We start from the raw sequence: 18,012 nt of genomic DNA on the forward strand, positions 1-18,012 counted from the left end.
GCCCACGGTAGCGGCCGCCACACGCGGATCCCCGTTGGAAAGACGCGCTGTCATCGCATCATTCCGTATGGTGCTCATCGGCTGTTCATTGGCCCAGCACCGCCTCCATCACCTTCTTGGCGATCGGGGCCGCCAACGTGCCGCCCGCGATGTCGTTGCGCGGGATGTTCGCGTCCTCGATCAGCACCGCCACGGCCACCTTCGGGTCCTCGGCCGGCGCGAACGCGGTGAACCACGCGAACGGCGGGCGCTCCTTCGTGGTCTGCGCCGTACCGGTCTTGCCGGCTACCTGGACGCCGGAGATCCGCCCCGGCTTGCCGGTGCCGTTGTTCACGACATCGACCATCATCGCCGTCAACTGGCTCGCGACCTGCGGGGTGACCGCCTGGTGCAGCGACTCCGGCTTGGTCTCCGAGACCGTCTTCAGGTCCGGGGTCTTCACGTTCTGGACCAGGTACGGCTTCATCACCTCGCCCTTGTTCGCGATCCCGGCCGCCACCATCGCCATCTGCAGCGGGGTGGCCCGGACGTCGAACTGGCCGATCGCGGACTGCGCGGTCTGCGGCTCGTTCGGGTCGCCGGGGAACTGGCTGGTGGCCACACTCGGCAGCTCGCTCAGCGGCCGGGCGCCGAAGCCGAACTTCGCGGCCTGCTCGTTCAGCGCGTCCGCGCCGAGCGCCATGCCCACCGTGCCGAACGCGGTGTTGCAGGAGTAGCGCAACGCGATCGTCAGCGTCGCGCTGTTGCTGCCGCCGCAGTTCTTGCCGTCCTCGTTCACCAGCGGGACCGTGGTCTGCGGAAGCGGCAGCTCGGCCGGCGAGTTCACTTTGCTCTCCGGCGTGTACTTGCCACTGGACAGCGCGGCCGCCGCGGTGACCAGCTTGAACGTCGACCCGGGCGGGTACAGCTCCTGCACCGCCCGGTTCGACAGCGGCTTGTTCTTGTTGGCGTTCAGGCTCTTCCAGGCCGCGCTGACCTTCTCCGTGTCGTGCGAGGCGAGCTGGTTCGGGTCGTACGACGGCCGGCTGGCCATCGCCAGGATCCGCCCGGTCTTCGGCTCGATCGCGACCACCGCACCGGTCTTCCCGGCCAGGCCGTCGTACGCCGCCTGCTGGGCCGCTGCGTTCAGCGTCAGGGTCACGCTGCCGCCCTGCTGCGGACGGTTGCTGATCACGTCGATGATCCGGCGGAACGCCATCGACGGGTCCGATCCGTTCAGCTCGGCGTTCATCGTCAGTTCGATACCGCCGCGGCCGAACAGGTACGAGTAGAACCCGGTCACCGGGGCGTACACCTGGCCGTTCGCGTACGTCCGCTGGTACTTGAACCGGTCGCCGGACTCCTTGCTCTGCGCGACCGGCGTACTGCCGATCAGGATCGGGCCGCGGTTCACCGAGAACTGCGAGTCGCGGACCCGGTTGTTGTCGTTGCGGCCGTTGATCTCGTTCGCCCGGAAGGCCTGCAGGTACGTCGAGTTCGCCATCAGCGCGAGCATCAGGACGATCGCCGCCACGGCCAGTCGCCGGATCGCTGAGTTCATGCCTTCTGCACCGCCATCGCGATCGTTTCGTCGGAAACCGGAGCGGCCGGGGTCTGCGGCCGCCGGGCCTGGTCGCTGATCCGCAGCAGCAGCGCGATGATCGCCCAGTTGGCGACCAGCGACGTACCGCCGAGGGCCATGAACGGGGTGGCCAGACCGGTCAGCGGGATCAGCCCGGTGACGCCGCCGACGATCACGAACACCTGCAGCGCGAACGACATCGCCAGACCGGTCGCGATCAGCTTGCCGAAGATGTCCCGGCAGCCGAGCGCGGTCCGCAGGCCGCGCTCGATGATCAGCGTGTAGACCAGCAGGATCGCGATCAGCCCGGTCAGCCCGAGCTCCTCGGCGAACGAGGAGATGATCATGTCGCTGTTGGCGTACAGGGTGGCCTCCGGGTGGCCCTGGCCGAGGCCGCGGCCGAGGATGCCGCCCCAGGACTGACCCATCAGCCCGAGCTTCACCTGACCGCCGTCGATCGCCCACGGGTTCAGCCAATCGGTGACCCGGCGGTGCACGTGGCCGAACGTCATGTACGCGAAGTACGCGCCGCCGACGAACAGCAGACCACCGATGATCAGCCAGCCGGCCCGCTCGGTCGACACGTACAAGAGGAACAGGAACAGGCCGAAGAACAGCAGCGACGAACCGAGGTCGCTCTCGAACACCAGGACACCGAGGCTGACCGCCCAGGCGATCCCGATCGGGCCGAGGTCGCGGGCCCGCGGCAGGTCGAGCCCGAGGAACCGGTGCCCGGCCAGCGTCAGGACGTCGCGTTTCACCACCAGGTAGCCGGCGAAGAAGACAACCAGACAGATCTTCGCGAACTCACCGGGCTGGAAGGACATGCCGGCCAGCCGGATCCAGATCCGGGCGCCGTTCAGGTTCACGCCGAGGCCGGGGATCAGCGGCAGCACGAGCAGCACCAGACCGGCCAGGCCGGCGGTGTAGGTGAGCGCCTGCAGCCGGCGGTGATCTCTGATCACGAGGATGACGACCAGGAACAGCACGACGCCGACCGCGGTCCAGGTGATCTGCTGCGGCGCCGCGGGCCCCTTCGGGACCTTGCCCTTCGCCTCGGCGACAATGGCCAGGCCGAGGTCGATCCGGTGGATCATCGCGACGCCGAGGCCGTTCAGCAGCACGGCGCAGGGCAGCAGCACCGGGTCGGCGTACGGCGCCCGGTAGCGGAGCGCGAAGTGGGCGATCAGCGCGAGCAACCCGATCCCGGCCGCGTAGTACCCGGTGCTGGCCGGTACGGCGTTCTGCACCGTGATGCCGATGTTCACGTACGCGCCGACCGAGACCGCGATCGCGATCACGAGCAGCAGCAACTCCACCCCACGCCGGGTACGCGGGATGATCTGGATGACGGACGTGGAAGCGATGCTCATCGGACCCCGTCGCAGTCGTCGGGGTCGACCGGCGTGCTCGGCGACGCCGTACCGGTCGGGGCCGTCGACGCGGGCGGCGAGGAAACCGGCGGCTTCGAAACGGGCGGCGTCGACACCGGGGGCTTGGAGACCGGCGGCTTGCTCGACGGCACCGGCGTCGACGGTTTGGGAGTCGTGGTCGGCTTGGCAGCGCACTCGGCAGCGGTGTGCTGCAGCTCGGCCACAATCGAGCGCGCGCCGGGCAGGTTGTCCGCCTGGATGTTGGCCTCGACCTGCTCCCGGCTGTACGTCGGGAGCTTGTCGACCTGCAGCGTCTGGCGCTCGTACACCTTGGACAGCGACAACCCGGGAAGATCCGCCTCGATGCCCTTGAAGATCGCCACGTAGTCGCCGTCGGTGCCGACGTAGTACTGCTTCTGGGTCCAGCTGTACGCGAACCAGCCGCCGCCACCGATCAGGCCGAGAACGACGAGCAGTACGGCGATCCGCCGCAGCCACGCGAACCGCTTCGGCGGGCGCGGCGCGTACCGCAGCTCCTCCGGGTCGAGCCCGCCGCCGTGACCACCGCCGCCGTGACCGTCACCACCGCTGGTGCGGACCACGACCGTCGGCTCGCCGCGCCCGGTGCTGCCCTGCGCGAGCTCCGCGGCGGCACCGACCAGCTGCGGCTGGACGCCACTCGCGGGCTCGGTCTCGACGACGTCCGCGACGAGGACGGTGACGTTGTCGTTCGAGCCCGCCTCGAGCGCGTGCGTGATCAGGTCGACGACGACCGAGTCCGGCGTACCGGAGGCCATCGAGGCCGCGATCACCTCGTCGCTCACGTAGTCGGGCAGGCCGTCGCTGCACAGCATCAGCCGGTCGCCGGCCTGGACGTCGAGCATCTCCAGGTCCGGGTCGGAGTCCGGGCGGCCGTCGAGGACGCGCAGGATCAGGTTCCGGTGCGGGTGGGTGAAGGCCTCTTCCTGGGAGATCCGGCCCTCGTCGACCAGCGACTGCACGAAGGTGTGGTCGTGGCTCAGCTGGTACAGCTGCCCGTCCCGCAGCCGGTACGCGCGGGAGTCGCCCAGGTGCGCCAGACCGAGGCGCTTGCCGTCGAACATCAGCGCGGTGACCGTCGAGCCCATGCCTTCGCGCTCGGGGTCCTCCTCGACCAGCTCGGACAGGCGCTCGTTGGCCCGGTGCACCGCGCCGGCCAGCGCCTCGATCATGTCTTCGCCGCTGATCTCCGCGGTGTCCAGCCGCCGGATCACCTGGACCGCCGCCGCGCTGGCCACCTCACCGGCTGCCGCACCGCCCATCCCGTCGGCGAGCAGCAGCAGGTGTGGACCGGCGTACGCCGAGTCCTCGTTGTTGCGGCGTACTCGTCCGACGTCGGAGAGTGTGGCGTAGTCGAGCGACAGGGTCATCGAGGCAGGCCTACTTCGCGATGTTCAGCGTCGTCCGGCCGATCCGGATCGAACCGCCGATCTCGGCCGGGACCGGGCGGGTGACCCGCTGGCCGTCAAGGTACGTGCCGTTGGTGGAGCCGAGGTCCTCGACCCACCATTGGCCTTCGGACTGGAACACCCGAGCGTGCCGGGTGGAGGAGTAGTCGTCGTCGAGCCGGATCTGGCAGTCCGACCCGCGGCCGATGATCACCGGCTCGTCGCCCAGCGACGCACCGACCCCGGCCTGCGGGCCGTCCGCGATCGTCACCGATCCGGGCAGCCCCTTGCGCTTCTTGATCGGCTTCGCGGGCTTCGGCGTACGGGAGTTCTGCGGGACGGCGGCAGCCGCGGCCCGGCTGTCCACCTTCGCGCCGAACAGGTCGGACCTGATCACGGACAGCACCGCGAGGACGAACATCCACAACAGGGCCAGGAACCCCAGTTTGATCAGGGTCAGGGTCAGTTCCGACATGGACGGTCAGTCACCACCCGCTGCTCGGCGGCTGGGCCATCGGCTCGTCCGCGAGACGCAGCGTCATGGTCGTGTTGCCGATCCGGACCGTCGAGCCGTCCACCAGCTCGGCCTCGGTGGTCCGACGGCCGTTCACCAGCGTGCCGTTGGTGGAGCCGAGGTCGACCATGACGACCCGGATACCGCCCGGGCCCTCCGGCATCAGGCGGATCTCGGCGTGCCGCCGGGAGACACCAGGGTCGTTGATCTGGATGTCCGCGTCGGTGCCGCGGCCGAGCACCACGCCGGGCGGGTTCACCGGGCGGCGGCGGCCGTTCACCTCGAGCATCACCTGCGGGTGCCCGCGGCGCGGCGCCTGTTGCGGCGGCGGAGGCTGCTGGAACTGCTGCGGTGGCGGCGGCGGGGTCTGCACGACCGGCTCGTTCGGCGGCACGTAGGGCTCCTGCTGGTAGGGCTGGGGCTCGGCGGGGCGCCGCTGGGGCGTCCCGACCGTGGCGCTGACCACCCGGAACTTACCGGTCGGCAGCTCATCCTGCTGGACCAGCTCGATGTCGATCGGCCCGGAGAACGTGTACCGCTGGATGTCGGCGTGGTCCCGCAGCTCGTTGGCGAGCTCGTGGTTCAGGGTCCGGCCGTACGCGTTCAGCCGCTCGAAGTCGTCCGGACCCAGCTCGATGGTGAAGTGGTTCGGCACCAGCCGGCGGTCCCGGGACAGGATCCGCGCGGTGTTGTCGATCTCACGCTTGAGGGCGGCGGCCAGTTCGATCGGCTCGACGTCACCCTTGAAAGCGCGCGCGAAGACACCGCTCACAATGCCTTCCAGGCGTCGCTCGAAGCGCTGTAGCGGTCGCACGCCTCCTCCTCCACGGTCGGTACGCCATCAGATGTCCACCGGTCAGGCGGACACACCGGGTACGACGATCGATCGTATCGGGAGGTTCGACCTAACCCGCAATGTGAAGCACCGGCAGAACCCGTGCTACTGTTCCTTCTCGTCGCCAAGAGATGTATCAGGCGGCTGCGCGCGGGTGGCGGAATAGGCAGACGCGCACGGTTCAGGTCCGTGTGCCCGAAAGGGCGTGGGGGTTCAACTCCCCCCTCGCGCACAACGAAGTCCCGGTCGAGTCGACCGGGACTTTTGCGTTGCCTGGGCAACTTTCGTCCTTTCGGAGGAAGCTGCCCGGGTCTGCGGACAACCGCTGGGGCCGGTGAACAGGGTATTGCTGGCGCTCAGTCCCCAGTGGTTGTTCCCAGACTCCGACCATGAATCTGTGCGATGTACGTTATTCTGTACAGCGTGAAGACGATGAGTTTTACCGATACGCGCGCGAACCTGGCTGCTGCCCTCGACGCGGTCGAGAATGACGCGGAGGAATTGGTGATCACCCGCGCCGGGCATGAGCCTGTCGTCGTTGTCACGCTGGCGGAGTACGAGTCACTGAAGGAGACCGACTACCTGATGCGGTCGCCGGCCAACGCGAGGCGGTTGCGCGAGGCGATCGAGCAGGACAGGGCGGGCGACGGCACCATACGAGAATTGGCCGACCCCGACTCCGCCGATGACCAAGGCACGGCGGGTGGCGCTGCATGAAGGTCGTCTTCCTCGACCGCGGTTGGGAGGACTACCTGTGGTGGCAGGCCAACGATCGCAAGCTCCTCAAGCGGATCAACCAGTTGATCGAGGACATCGATCGCAATGGCCACGACGGCATCGGTAAGCCGGAGCCGCTACGGCACGAGTTCGCCGGCTACTGGTCGAGGCGCATCAACTCGGAGCACCGGCTCGTCTACCGGATCGCCGACGACGGAATCCACATCATCGCGTGCCACTACCACTACGGCCCCTGACAGGTACTCATCTCGGACGGCTCAGTCCGGGAGGTGATCGTCTGGGTCCACCGTCAGGGTGACGCGGACGGGCTGGGCCCGGTGGCAGAGTTTTGCGCATGGAGCAAGCGTTGGAGCTCGACGGGCTGACCAAGGTCTTCGGTGATGAGCGGGCAGTGGACGATCTCAGCCTGCAGGTGCCGGCTGGGTCGTTCTTCGGGGTGCTGGGGCCGAACGGGGCCGGGAAGACGACCTCCTTATCGATGGCGGTCGGGCTGTTGCGGCCGGACGGCGGTACGGCGCGGATCTTCGGGGTGGATGTCTGGCGGGAGCCGACTCGGGCGAAGGCGCTGGTCGGAGTGCTGCCGGACGGGCTCGGGATGCCCGAGCGGCTCACCGGGCGCGAGGTGCTGACTTACCTCGGTCTGTTGCGCGGACTGCCCGAGGACGAGGTCGCGCGGCGGGCTGCCGAGTTGCTGGAGGTGCTCGAGCTCGACCACGAGGACGACAAGCAGGTGATCGGCTATTCGACCGGGATGCGGAAGAAGCTCGGGCTCGCTGTCGCGCTGCTGCACGCGCCGCGGTTGCTGGTGCTGGACGAGCCGTTCGAGGCCGTCGACCCGGTGTCGGCGGCGACCATCCGGACCATCCTGCACCGGTTCATCGCCGGCGGCGGGTCGGTGGTGATGTCGAGCCACGTGATGGCGCTGGTCGAGCAGCTGTGTGATCGCGTCGCGGTGGTCGCGGGCGGGAAGGTCGTTGCCGCGGGCACCGTTGCGGAGGTGCAGGCCGGCGGCAGCCTGGAGGACGCGTTCGTGTCGCTGGTCGGTGCGTCGACCCGCGGCGCGGAGGGACTGACGTGGCTCTCGCACTGACGTACGGAACGTCGCGCACGCTGGTCCGGATGCGGTTGGTCGCGTTCCGGCATGCGCTCGAGGACCAGTTGCGGCGGTCGTGGATCGTCACGGGTGGGTTCGTCGGCCTGGCGCTCGCGGGCGGCACGCTCTGGGTCGCGGCGCGGGGCGATCAGGACGTACTGGTCGTCGTACTCGCGGTCTGGATGCTTGGCTGGGTGGTCGGGCCGCTGTTCGCGGGCGGTGGCGACGAGACGTTGAAGCCCGAGTACTTCACGATGATGCCGCTGCCGCCGCGCACACTCTCTACCGGTCTGCTGGTGGCTGCGCTGGCCGGTGTGGCACCTGTCATCAGCCTGATCGCATTGCTCAGCCTGGTCGTTGTGAGCGGGGGCGTCGCCGCGGCGCTGGTTGCGGTGCCTGCACTGTTGCTGCAGCTGCTCTGCTTCGTCCTCGCGTCCCGGCTCGCTGTCGCGGTGTACGGCGTACTGCTGCAGGTGCGGTCCGGTGCGGTGATCGCAGCGCTGGTCAACGCGTTCATCCTGGCGTTCACCGCGCAGGGCTGGGCGTTGATCGTCGCGTTCGTGTCGACGGACGTACAGGGCACTGTCGGCAAGGCGGCGCGCATTGCCCCGTCCGGCTGGGGTCTGGTGGCTGTAGACGCGGCTGGACGTGGCGACTGGCTCGAAGTGCTTGCTGCGCTGGCAGGGCTCGTGGTGCTTGCCGGACTGATGCTCCTCGCGTGGTCAGCCCTGCTGGTACGACGTACGACTGTCACTCGTGCCGGCCGGACGCCGAGGCGACTGCTGACGGCGAGAACACCTGAGGGTGCTGCGGCGGCCAAGGAGCTCCGGTCGTGGACACGCGACCTGCTCTACGGCCACCGAGCTGTGTTCGCCGTCGCCTACGGGCTGTTCTTCTGCATGATGCCGTTGGCGATCGGGATGAAGTCGATGCTGCCGTGGGCCGGTCCGGCTGCTGTGGTGATGGCTGGGTCGATGGCCGCCAACCTGTACGGCGCGGACGGTACGGCGTTCTGGACCACGCTGATGACGCCCGGCTCGAGCCGGGCGGACGTGCGGGCGCGGCAGCGGGCGTTCCTGCTGGTCTTCGGTCCGTCGACGCTGCTGATCACCCTGCTGCTCACCTGGTGGTCCGGCGACACCGGGGCCTGGCCACTGGTGCTGAGCGTGCTGCCTGCGCTGCTCGGTGGCGCAGCGGGCCTGGTGGTGGCGTGCTCGGTGTACGCCGCCGTACCGACGACCGATGCGCACAAGCGGTCCGGCAACCCGCTCAACTCGGGTGAGAACGAGGGCGAGACGATGGGCATCGTCTACGTGATGCTCGTGCTGGTCGCGACCACCTGTGCCCCGGCGCTGGTCATGGCGCTCTACACCGGCTGGTGGGGCGTGCCGGTCGGCGTCCTGTCCGGCGTACTCGCCTGGTGGTACTTCGGTCGCGTGGCGGCTCGCCGTCTCGACGCACGGGGTCCTGAGCTCCTCACGTTGCTCAGGCATGGCCGATCGCCCGCGGAGCAGGCCAAGAAGACCGCGGGGTTGGATGCGCTTCCCAAGTGGCGGCGTACGCTGGCCGGCTTCTGCCTCGGGTTCGCGGCGATCCCGTTGTTCCCGCAGGCCGTCGTACCGGCGGTCTTCAAGCTCACCGGCAATCACGACACCAAGTCATGGTTCCTGGCCCTCTACCAGGACGGCCCGTGGCAGTGGGTCGTGATCGTGCTGATGGCCGCGCTCGGGTTGTCGATGTATGCCTTCGGCGGGCTTACCTACTACCGCGCGAAGAAGCGCGCTCCGGACGGGTCGGTCGCGGTAGTCGCAGGGTAGGCGCGCCGCGATGCCTCGCGGCCCGAGCGTTGGGCGCGACGGTGCGGTGGTTGCGCAGCATCCAGATCGCCACGGCGGCCGCGGCGATCAGGCCGGCGATGCCGGCGTAGTCGGTCAAGCTCATCATGGGGTCTCTTCTCCAGGGCGGTGGTACTGGGCGGCTGGCGAGTTCCGCGGGCTTCTGACCGGAAAGTGACGGGCACTCAGCAGTGGCGTGATGGCCGGACGGTGTCATGGCTCATCAGTGCCAATAGGAAAGCGCTCGCTTCCCGATCGAAAACCCTGGTTAGGTGGTGCCCGGAGGTGGGGTGGATGCAGGAAGGCTCGTTGCTCGACGCGCGCGAGGAGCAGACCTACCGGCTGCTGGTCGGCCTGTCCGCCGCGCGGGCCGCCGAGCTCGCCGAGGTGGCCGAACTGCCGCAGCCGGAAGCCGACGAAGTGCTGCAGCGGTTGCAGGCCAAGGGCCTGGTGACGGCGCAGCCGGCCGACGATCCGGTGTTCCGGCCGTTGCCGCCGGACGTCGCCTTCGGTACGACGCTGCTCCGCCGCCAGGAGTCCCTCGAGGCGGCCCGCAAGACGGTGAGCGCGCTCAGCGAGGAGTTCCGGGCCAGTGTGAGCCGGCGCGACGCGCACCACCTGGTCGAGGTGATCGTCGGCGCCACCACGCTCCGCGAACGGCTGCGCGATCTGCAGAACTCGGCCCGCGAGGAGATCCTCTGGTTCTGCCGCGCGAACCCGCTGGCGATGCAGGGCGCCGAGAACACCGAGGAGTACGGCGCTTTGTCCCGCGGCGTCCGGTACCGCGCGATCTACGAGCGCGCACTGATCGAGACACCCGGTGAGCTGGACTCGATCGCCGAAGGCGTCAGTTGGGGCGAGGAGGCGCGGGTAGTGCCGACGCTGCCGGTCCGGATCGCGATCGTGGACCGGTCGACGGCCATCTGCCCACTGGTCCGTGACGACGAGCAGAGCATCGGTGAGCCGTCCGCCGCGATCATCAGCCGCGGCCAGCTCCTCGACGCGCTGCTGGCGCTCTTCGAGAGCTACTGGGAGCTGGGGACACCAGTGCGTCTGCAGTCCGAGGAGAAGCACGAAGACGGGGGCCTGGACGACTCCGAGCGACTCCTGCTCTCGCTGCTCGTAGGCGGCGTACCGGACAAGTCCATCGCCAACCAGCTAGGTATCAGCCGCCGCACCGTCCAACGCCGCCTCGACCGCCTCATGGCGCTGGCCGGTGTGGACACCCGCACCGGCCTGGCTTTCCAAGCCGCTAAACGCGATTGGCTGTAGCCAGGCCGGCGGGCTGCCGTACTACTTCACGCCGTACGCGCGGATCACGGTCTGCGTGACCTTCGCGCCGTTCGGGCCGGTTGCCTGCACCTTGAGGGACACCGTGTCGTGGGCGTTCGGGACGACGGCCAGGTAGTGGCCGACGGCACCGATCACCACGAGGCGCTGCCAGGTCTTGCCCTCGTCGAACGAGGACCAGGCCTGCAGTCCGGTTGCCCGGGGCGACTCGAAGCCGACCACGTGCGTCCGGGCACTCACCCTGCCGGTCAGGTCGACCGGGGCCTTGTAGTCGACCTGCTGCAGTGCAAGCGGCGTTGCCTTGTCGTCCGCCTGCTTGGCCGAGCGGAACTCCCAGGAGGTCTGCGTGCGCGTCCCCCAGTTCCACTCGCCTTCGGAGTCGATGCGCTCGGTGAACACGTCCAGCTTGTACGCCGCGTTCTCGCTGGAGGTGATCACGTCCTCCCACGCGTCCGGAAGCTCGGCCACGACCTGACCGTTGCGGGACAGCGTCGCCGAGTCCTTCGTGGCCTCACCGACCGTGTAGTGCCCAGCCGCGTCAACGAACGACGGGATGCGGAGCGAGAGCCGGTCGCCGGTGCGCGTGGACTGGATGCCAGGCGCAGCCGCCGGACGTACGACCGGACCGAACCACGTCTCGTCCGACGGACCGTTGCGGTAGCTACGCGGTACGGACGTCATACCTCCGGACAGCGGGTTCATCGTGTCCCACGTGTACAGGTGGTGCACCCGGTGCTGCCAGAGCGAGTCGCCCGACGTCACCCACTCCTCCCGGACCTTCGGCGTCTCGACGAACCGCTGGGAGTCGTTCCACGAGTACTCCTGCCACGGACGCCACCCGAACCGCTGCTCCTTGGCCCAGTTGAACCCGCCGTTGTCGGCGTACCGCGTGGTGATGCGGGCACTGTTCGCCGCAGTCACCTTGTAGACGATCTTCGCCGGGATGAAGCCGGACGAGACCTGCTGTACGTCGTACAGGTACGGGCTGGACGTGGTGAGCGTGAGGTCGATCGTCGCGTTGCCGCGCCGTACCCGGTCGACGAGCTTCTGACCGTCCCTGAACGTGGTCACCATCGCCGGGATCGGCTCCCGGTCACCGACCGGTCGCCAGACCGTCCACGCGCCCCAGTCGGCCGGCCGGATCAGGATGACCGCCGCCGCACCGGCTGCCGCGGCCGCCTTGATCTGCTCCCCCTCGTCGTCGGAGTCCAGCACCACCAGCGCGCCCTTCGCGTCCTGCAGCGAGGTCACGAGCCGGAAGCGCTTCTTGCCCTCGTACGACGGCGACTGGTGCAGCAGGTTGATGTCGAGCGGACCGGACACTCCGGGGATCGACGCCTGGACCATCGGCGCGACCAGCTGCCAGCGGGACGAGAACTCGAAGGTGCCATCCTTGACCGGCTTGGTCGGCGTCACGTTGACCTGCTTGACCGTGCTGAAATGCATGACCCCGTGGCTGATCGAACGCCCGTTGCCGTACTCACGGTGCACGTAGTAGCTCAGGATCGCCTGCTGCTCCGACGGCTTCGGCGTCTCGATCTGGATCGGGACGGCCTTCCGCGCGTCGATGACGATCTCGGTGTCCTTGCTGACCACGATGTTCGGGTCGGTGAACAGGCTCACCTGCTCGTCCTGCGGGTCGTAGTTCTCCACCAGCGAGTGCAGCAGGTACGTGCCTTCCTCGACCTCGGCGGTGAGCGCACCACCGTTCGGGATCCACGCCAGTACGTCGGAACGCGAGTTGTCGCCGAACAGCGAGATCACCGGGACACCGGTGGGCTGACCGTCCAGCCCGACCGCGCGCAGTGTGACCTTGTGCTTCGGGCCGGCCCGCAGCGCGCCGACCGCGGTGTGCGTGACGACACCGTCGGGGCCGGTGGCAACGATCCAGCCGCTGTACTGGCCGCGGCCGAGCTTGGCCGGGTCCAGCGTCAGCGGTACGTCGGCCGTGCCGTTGGCCGGGACCGTGACGGTCGCCGGCAGGCCGAAACCGTCGGTCACCGGCTGCTTGTCGTCGAGGTTCGTCACCTGGACGGACAGGTTCAGCGTGACCGCGCTGCCGGAGTCGTTCCGGTACGTGATGGTCCGCGTGCCCGCCTCCGCGGTCTGCAGGCCGAAGTCGGCGACACCGCTCGCGGTCACCTTCTGCGCGACGGCCCGGGTCAGGTCGACCCGACCGGCGCCCTGCGCGTACACGGTCTGCTCCGGCTGGGTCTTCGCGGTGCTGACCAGCGCGTTCTTCAGCTGGTCGGCCTTCCAGTCCGGGTGCTGCTGCGCGAGCAGTGCCGCTGCACCGGCGACGTGCGGCGTCGCCATCGACGTACCGGAGGCGGCTGTGTACAAGTTGTCCACAGGCTGGCCCATTGCCGTGCCGGCGGCCCGGGCGGCGATGATGTCCACACCCGGAGCGGTGATCTCCGGCTTCAGGCCGGCGTCACCGAGCCGCGGTCCACGACTGGAGAAGTCGGCGAGCTTGTCCTCGCGGTCCACGGCGCCGACCGTCAGCGCCGACGCCGCGGCGCCCGGCGTACCGACTGTCTCGTCCTGGCCCTCGTTGCCGGCCGCAACCACGAACAGCGTGCCGGTCTGCGCGGTGATGTCGTTGACCGCCTGGCTGAGCGGGTCGGTGCCGTCGGTGGCTTCGCCGCCGAGGCTCATGTTGACGACCTTCGCGCCCTCGGATGCGGCCCACTCCATCCCGGCGATGATCCAGGAGTCGTAGCCGTATCCGTCGTCGCCGAGCACCTTGCCGACCAGCAGGTCGGCCTTCGGCGCGACGCCCTTCCGGGTGCCGCCGGCGCCCGCGCCGGTGCCGGCGATGGTCGCGGCAACGTGCGTGCCGTGGCCGAAGTGGTCCTCGGTGCCGCTCGGGCTGCCGGAGAAGTCCTGGCTCTCCTTGACCTTGCCGTCCAGGTCCGGGTGCGTCGCGTCGACGCCGGTGTCCAGTACGGCGACCTGCACGCCGGAGCCCTCGTACCCGGCCTTCCAGGCGTCCGGCGCGCCGATCTGCGGGACGCTCTTGTCGAGCACCGGACGGACCTTGCCGTCCAGCCAGATCTTGGTGACGCCGCTGTTCAGCGAGCGGGTGCCGACGCCGGGCTTCAGAGATTTCCACAGCTCCGGCAGTTGGTCCTTCGCGGCGGTCAGGGCGCGGCCGCCGATCGACGGTAGTTGCCGTGTCGTCGTCGTACCGGCGAGGTTCTGCGCGGTCCGGACGCCCGGGGTGTCCTTGACGATGAGAGGGAGGCTCGCGGCCTCGCCGTACCCGTCGGCGATCAGCTCGTCGACGTCGAACAGGTCCACGTCCAGGACGCCGCTCGACACGAACGGTACGGCGTCGCTCGGCAGCACGCGGAGTCCGCCGTCGGCCTCGATCGTGTGGAACGAGACGCGTTCGCGCCCGGCTGCCGGGCGGACCGTGGCGGCCTTCTTGCCGGCGCCGGCGTCGGTCACTTCGACCACGTCACCGGTGATCAGCGTGACCGAGGACGTCTTGATCGCTGTGGATCCCGTGGGAGGGGCGGCGGCGGACGGGATCACCGTCGCCGCGCCGAGAGCAAGCACCGCCGCTGTGGTGAGCGCGGTGGCACGTCGGGGGGAGGACATAGGCGGAATTCTCCTTCGAGAGGTTTGGGGCAGGCACACCTCTTCTTCCGACTGAGTTTGCAATCACGTCACAGCAATCCGCCCTGTCCATCACTGCCGTCCCTGCGACATGGCGCAACCACGCCAGGCCCGGCACCATCTGAGGCATGAGCGCGAAGGCAGTTCGCAGGTGGGGATGGCTCGGGACCTTCGTGATCGGCGGCGCGCTCTACCTCGCCGTCCTGGCCGTGCTGACCGACACCGGGAACCCGAACCTGTTCCCGACGATGATCCTGCTCGGAGCACTCGTCGTACCGCTGACGTTCGTGACGTTCGCCGCCGGCCGGTCCGGGCGCTGGCTGATCGACGGGCCGACGCTGGGCGGCTGCCTGCTGTTCGGCGGTGTGGTCGGGGTCCTTGTCGCGGGCCTGCTCGAGTACGACGCGATGCGCCGGCTCGGGACGTTGCCGATGGTCGGGGTGGGGCTGATCGAGGAGGCGGCCAAGCTCGTCGTACCGGCGATCCTCGTGGTGTTCTTCGGGCACCGGTACCGGACGTCGATCGGGCGCGGGATCGTCATCGGGGTCGCGGTCGGCACCGGGTTCGCCGTACTGGAGACGATGGGCTACGCGTTCGTCGCGCTGCTGCAGTCCAACGGGAACGTCGGCGCGGCCGAGCAGACGCTGTTCATCCGCGGGCTGCTCTCCCCGGCCGGTCACGCGGCCTGGACCGGTCTGGCGTGCTGGGGCCTGTGGCGGTTCGTGCTCGAGCCGACCGGCAAGCGGTTCGCGGGCTTCCTCGGCATGTACGCGCTGGCCGTCGCGCTGCACTCCACCTGGGACGGTATCGGCGGCCGCATCACGTACGCCGTGGTCGGCGCGATCTCGATCGGCCTCCTGCTCTACGGCCTCCGGCGCGCCCAGCGCGCTGAGGTACCGGCTACGGTCTAGATCGTGCTGCCTGATTTCCGCCTGGAGACATACTTCGCGCGCTGGGAGTTCAGCGCGCGCTACCACCTGACCGCGTCCGACGCGCAGACGCTGCCGATGTCCGAACTGCTCGCGATGGCCGACGACGACGGCCGCGAGCGGTGGGCGTCGCTGGCGCTCGGCTACACGGAAACCCGGGGTCTGCCGGCGCTGCGCGAGGCGATCGCAGCGACGTACTCCGCGGCTCAGGCCGACGACGTCCTGTGCTTCGCGGGCGCCGAAGAGGCGATCTACCTGGCGATGCGAACGCTGCTCGAGCCCACGGACCACGCCGTCGTGCTGACCCCCAACTACCAGGCAGCAGAAACGATCCCGCTGTCGGTGTGTGAGGTGACCGGGGTGGCGTTGCGGCCAGGCGACGGTTGGGCACTCGACGTCGACGCGATAGCAGCCGCTCTGCGGCCGAACACCCGGCTGGTGTCGGTCAACTTCCCCAACAACCCGACCGGCGCGCTTCCCTCGCCGGACGCCTGGTCGCGACTCGTCCAGCTGTGCGACGAGCGCGGCATCATCCTGTTCTCCGACGAGGTCTACCGCGGCCTCGAAGCGGACCCATTGCCTCAGGCAACAGATCTTTCAGGTACGGCGATCTCCCTCAACGTGATGTCGAAGGCGTACGGGTTGCCGGGCCTGCGGATCGGGTGGGTCGTCTGCCGCGACCGTACCGTCCTGGATCGTCTCGAACGGGCGAAGCACTACACCACGATCTGCAACGCGGGGCCGAGTGAGGTCCTCGCGCTGATCGCACTGCGTGCCCGGGACCGCATCCTGGAGCGCAATCGGGGCGTCGTCGCGCGGAATCTGCCGATGTTCGAGGAGTTCTTCGGGCGCTATCCGGAGTTGTTCGAGTTCACCGCGCCGGATGGCGGATGTGTGTGCTATCCGCGCTACCTCGGCGCTGACGGTGTCGAGTCCATGTGCGCCGAACTGGTCGAGCACGCCGGCGTACTGCTGCTTCCGGCGAGCATCTACTCGTCCGAGCTGACCACGACCCCGACGGATCGCTTCCGGGTCGGGCTCGGCCGGAGTGGCCCGGATGAGGCTCTGGCGGTCTGGTCCGACTGGCTGGAGAAGCGGAGGTGAAGGTGATCAGCCGACGCGGGTCCAGGTCGGGCCGTCTGCGGTGTCTGTGACCTGAACGCCCAACCCGGTCAGCTCGGTACGCAGGGCGTCGGCACGGGCCCAGTCCCGAGCGGCCCGAGCGGCCTCGCGGTCCGCGACCAGCTGCTCGACTGCGGTCTCGTCGAGCTCCGGCAGACCGGTCGCAGCCGGCTCGACGTCCGCCGGGGTGAGCTGGCCGAACGGCAGCCCGAGTACGGCGGCGCACGCGGCCACGATCGCCCGCTGCCCTTGCTCGGACAGTGCCTGACCACGCAGCGAGTCCTGCAGCAACGCGAGGACGCGTGGTGTGTTGAGGTCCGAACTGATCGCGTCGTCGATCTGGTCGATCACCGCAACGGCCGCGGCGTCGTCACCGGCCGCCGCGCGAGCCTCGTCCGCCGTGGTCACGGGCGGCAGCTGACCGAGAGACGACGTACGGCGGACCAACCGGCGCAGCGTGGACTGGGCGCTGTCGAGTCCAGCCAGGGTGAACTCGAGTTGAGCGCGGTAGTGACCGCCGAGCAGGAACAGCCGGTACGCGAGCGGATGGAATCCCTGCTCGGCCAGGTCGCTGACGGTCAGGATGTGACCGGCCGACTTCGAGATCTTCGCCGAGCCGAGCTGCAGGAACTCGTTGTGCAGCCAGAACTTCACCCACGGCTGCCCGTCGCCGAGGTACGCCTCGCTCTGGGCGATCTCGTTGACGTGGTGCAACTGCCGGTGGTCCACACCGCCGGTGTGGATGTCGAAGTGCTCACCGAGCAGCAGCATGCTCATCACCGAGCACTCGAGGTGCCAGCCCGGCGCTCCCCAGCCCCACGGCGAGTTCCAGCGCATCGCCCGCAGCTGCCCCGGAGCCTCCGCGCGCCACAGCGCGAAGTCGGTCTTCGCCCGCCGGCCGGGCACTTCCTCGACGCGGGCGCCCTCGAGCTGCCCGCTCACGTCGATCAGGCCGAGCTGCCCGTACGTCGGGTCCTTCGACGTGTCGAAGTACAGCCCGGACTCGATCTCGTAGGTGAAGCCGCGCTCCACCAGGCGTTCCGCGAACGCGATCATCTGCTCGACGTACTGCGTGGCGCGCGGATAGTGCTGTGCGGGCAGGATGTTCAGCGCGGTCAGGTCGGCGAAGAACGCCTCGGTGTACATCGCCGCGATCTCCTCGACCGAGCGGCGTTCCCGGGCGGCCGCGACCTCGAGCTTGTCCTCGCCGAGCTCGGCCTCCGCGACCGCGTGGCCGACGTCGGTGATGTTGATGACGTGCTCGACCTGCAGCCCCTTCCAGAGCAGCGCCCGGCGCAAGGTGTCGGCGAACGTGTAGGCGCGCAGGTTGCCGATGTGCGCGTAGCTGTAGACCGTCGGACCACAGCTGTACAGCCGCACGATGCCGTCCGTGGCCGGCGAGAAGTCCTCGACGCGGCGTCCGAGTGAATTGAACAGCCGCAACGGCCTCAACACGGTCACTCGCGCGATGCTACCGGTCGGAGAGTGAGATGGCGCACGCGAGCCATGGACAATGCGTGCTGAAATGAGTACGGTCCGTAAACGGCGTCCGCCACGCCGACCTCGACGGTGAGGTGCTGCCCGCCAGTAGCGCCTCGCTGGTGCGTGGGCAGAGCAGGCTGCGGCTGTGCGTCTCGGCCTGATGGGGGCCCATTCACCCAGGTGGGGTGG

14 protein-coding genes and 1 tRNA gene are annotated in these 18,012 nt (G+C 69.0%); 8 read left to right on the forward strand and 7 right to left on the reverse strand.

The window, feature by feature from the left end:
- Window positions 1–85 precede the first annotated feature (85 nt).
- Genes E0H45_RS11490 through E0H45_RS11510 form a run of 5 tightly spaced genes read right to left on the reverse strand, consistent with a single transcriptional unit; the run spans window position 86 to window position 5,689 of the window.
- Window positions 86–1,540 carry a peptidoglycan D,D-transpeptidase FtsI family protein gene (locus tag E0H45_RS11490; protein WP_131336846.1) on the reverse strand — a complete coding sequence of 485 codons (1,455 nt, stop codon included), beginning with the start codon at window positions 1,538–1,540 and terminating at the stop codon, window positions 86–88.
- Window positions 1,537–2,934 (reverse strand): FtsW/RodA/SpoVE family cell cycle protein, encoded by a 1,398-nt coding sequence (locus E0H45_RS11495; protein ID WP_131336848.1) that lies wholly within the window; start codon window positions 2,932–2,934, stop codon window positions 1,537–1,539. Before E0H45_RS11495 ends, E0H45_RS11490 begins: the two co-directional genes overlap by 4 nt.
- Entirely contained in the window at window positions 2,931–4,343 is a 1,413-nt protein-coding gene (locus E0H45_RS11500; protein WP_131336850.1) for a PP2C family protein-serine/threonine phosphatase, read from the reverse strand. The genes E0H45_RS11495 and E0H45_RS11500 overlap by 4 nt, the downstream gene beginning before the upstream one ends.
- A gap of 10 nt (window positions 4,344–4,353) precedes the next feature.
- A complete protein-coding gene (locus E0H45_RS11505; RefSeq protein ID WP_131336852.1) occupies window positions 4,354–4,836 on the reverse strand; it encodes an FHA domain-containing protein FhaB/FipA in 483 nt (160 codons plus the stop codon).
- Between the two features lie 10 nt (window positions 4,837–4,846).
- Entirely contained in the window at window positions 4,847–5,689 is an 843-nt protein-coding gene (locus E0H45_RS11510) for an FhaA domain-containing protein (protein ID WP_131336854.1), read from the reverse strand.
- A 169-nt stretch (window positions 5,690–5,858) separates the two neighbouring features.
- Here E0H45_RS11510 and E0H45_RS11515 point away from each other — a divergent pair.
- The 6 genes from E0H45_RS11515 to E0H45_RS11540 all read left to right on the forward strand — a co-directional run bounded on the left by E0H45_RS11515 (window position 5,859) and on the right by E0H45_RS11540 (window position 10,648).
- A tRNA-Leu gene (locus tag E0H45_RS11515) sits at window positions 5,859–5,942 on the forward strand.
- A gap of 200 nt (window positions 5,943–6,142) precedes the next feature.
- Window positions 6,143–6,427, forward strand: coding sequence for a type II toxin-antitoxin system Phd/YefM family antitoxin (locus E0H45_RS11520; protein WP_238154991.1), 285 nt, complete (start codon window positions 6,143–6,145; stop codon window positions 6,425–6,427).
- Complete coding sequence (locus E0H45_RS11525; protein WP_131336856.1) at window positions 6,424–6,684, forward strand: Txe/YoeB family addiction module toxin; 261 nt, start codon at window positions 6,424–6,426, stop codon at window positions 6,682–6,684. Before E0H45_RS11520 ends, E0H45_RS11525 begins: the two co-directional genes overlap by 4 nt.
- Window positions 6,685–6,782: 98 nt before the next feature.
- Window positions 6,783–7,538 (forward strand): ABC transporter ATP-binding protein, encoded by a 756-nt coding sequence (locus tag E0H45_RS11530; protein ID WP_202872255.1) that lies wholly within the window; start codon window positions 6,783–6,785, stop codon window positions 7,536–7,538.
- Window positions 7,523–9,358 carry a hypothetical protein gene (locus E0H45_RS11535; RefSeq protein WP_131336860.1) on the forward strand — a complete coding sequence of 612 codons (1,836 nt, stop codon included), beginning with the start codon at window positions 7,523–7,525 and terminating at the stop codon, window positions 9,356–9,358. Before E0H45_RS11530 ends, E0H45_RS11535 begins: the two co-directional genes overlap by 16 nt.
- 312 nt (window positions 9,359–9,670) lie before the next feature.
- Complete coding sequence (locus E0H45_RS11540) at window positions 9,671–10,648, forward strand: helix-turn-helix domain-containing protein (RefSeq protein WP_131336862.1); 978 nt, start codon at window positions 9,671–9,673, stop codon at window positions 10,646–10,648.
- Between the two features lie 21 nt (window positions 10,649–10,669).
- On the opposite strand, the gene E0H45_RS11545 is transcribed toward E0H45_RS11540, so the two are convergent.
- A complete protein-coding gene (locus E0H45_RS11545; RefSeq protein WP_131336863.1) occupies window positions 10,670–14,272 on the reverse strand; it encodes a S8 family serine peptidase in 3,603 nt (1,200 codons plus the stop codon).
- 146 nt (window positions 14,273–14,418) lie between these two features.
- Between E0H45_RS11545 and E0H45_RS11550 the strand changes: the two genes are divergently transcribed.
- Both E0H45_RS11550 and E0H45_RS11555 read left to right on the forward strand, forming a co-directional pair.
- Window positions 14,419–15,201 (forward strand): PrsW family intramembrane metalloprotease, encoded by a 783-nt coding sequence (locus E0H45_RS11550; RefSeq protein ID WP_131336865.1) that lies wholly within the window; start codon window positions 14,419–14,421, stop codon window positions 15,199–15,201.
- Window positions 15,202–15,204: 3 nt separating this feature from the next.
- Window positions 15,205–16,323: an aminotransferase class I/II-fold pyridoxal phosphate-dependent enzyme gene (locus E0H45_RS11555; RefSeq protein WP_238154912.1), complete on the forward strand. Its 1,119-nt coding sequence runs from the start codon at window positions 15,205–15,207 to the stop codon at window positions 16,321–16,323.
- A 6-nt stretch (window positions 16,324–16,329) separates the two neighbouring features.
- Here the strand turns inward: E0H45_RS11555 and cysS are convergent, their stop codons facing one another.
- Window positions 16,330–17,802 (reverse strand): cysteine--tRNA ligase, encoded by a 1,473-nt coding sequence (cysS, locus tag E0H45_RS11560; protein ID WP_131336867.1) that lies wholly within the window; start codon window positions 17,800–17,802, stop codon window positions 16,330–16,332.
- Window positions 17,803–18,012: the final 210 nt, after the last annotated feature.

It is taken from the genome of Kribbella soli (assembly GCF_004331345.1).
Taxonomy (GTDB): domain Bacteria; phylum Actinomycetota; class Actinomycetes; order Propionibacteriales; family Kribbellaceae; genus Kribbella; species Kribbella soli.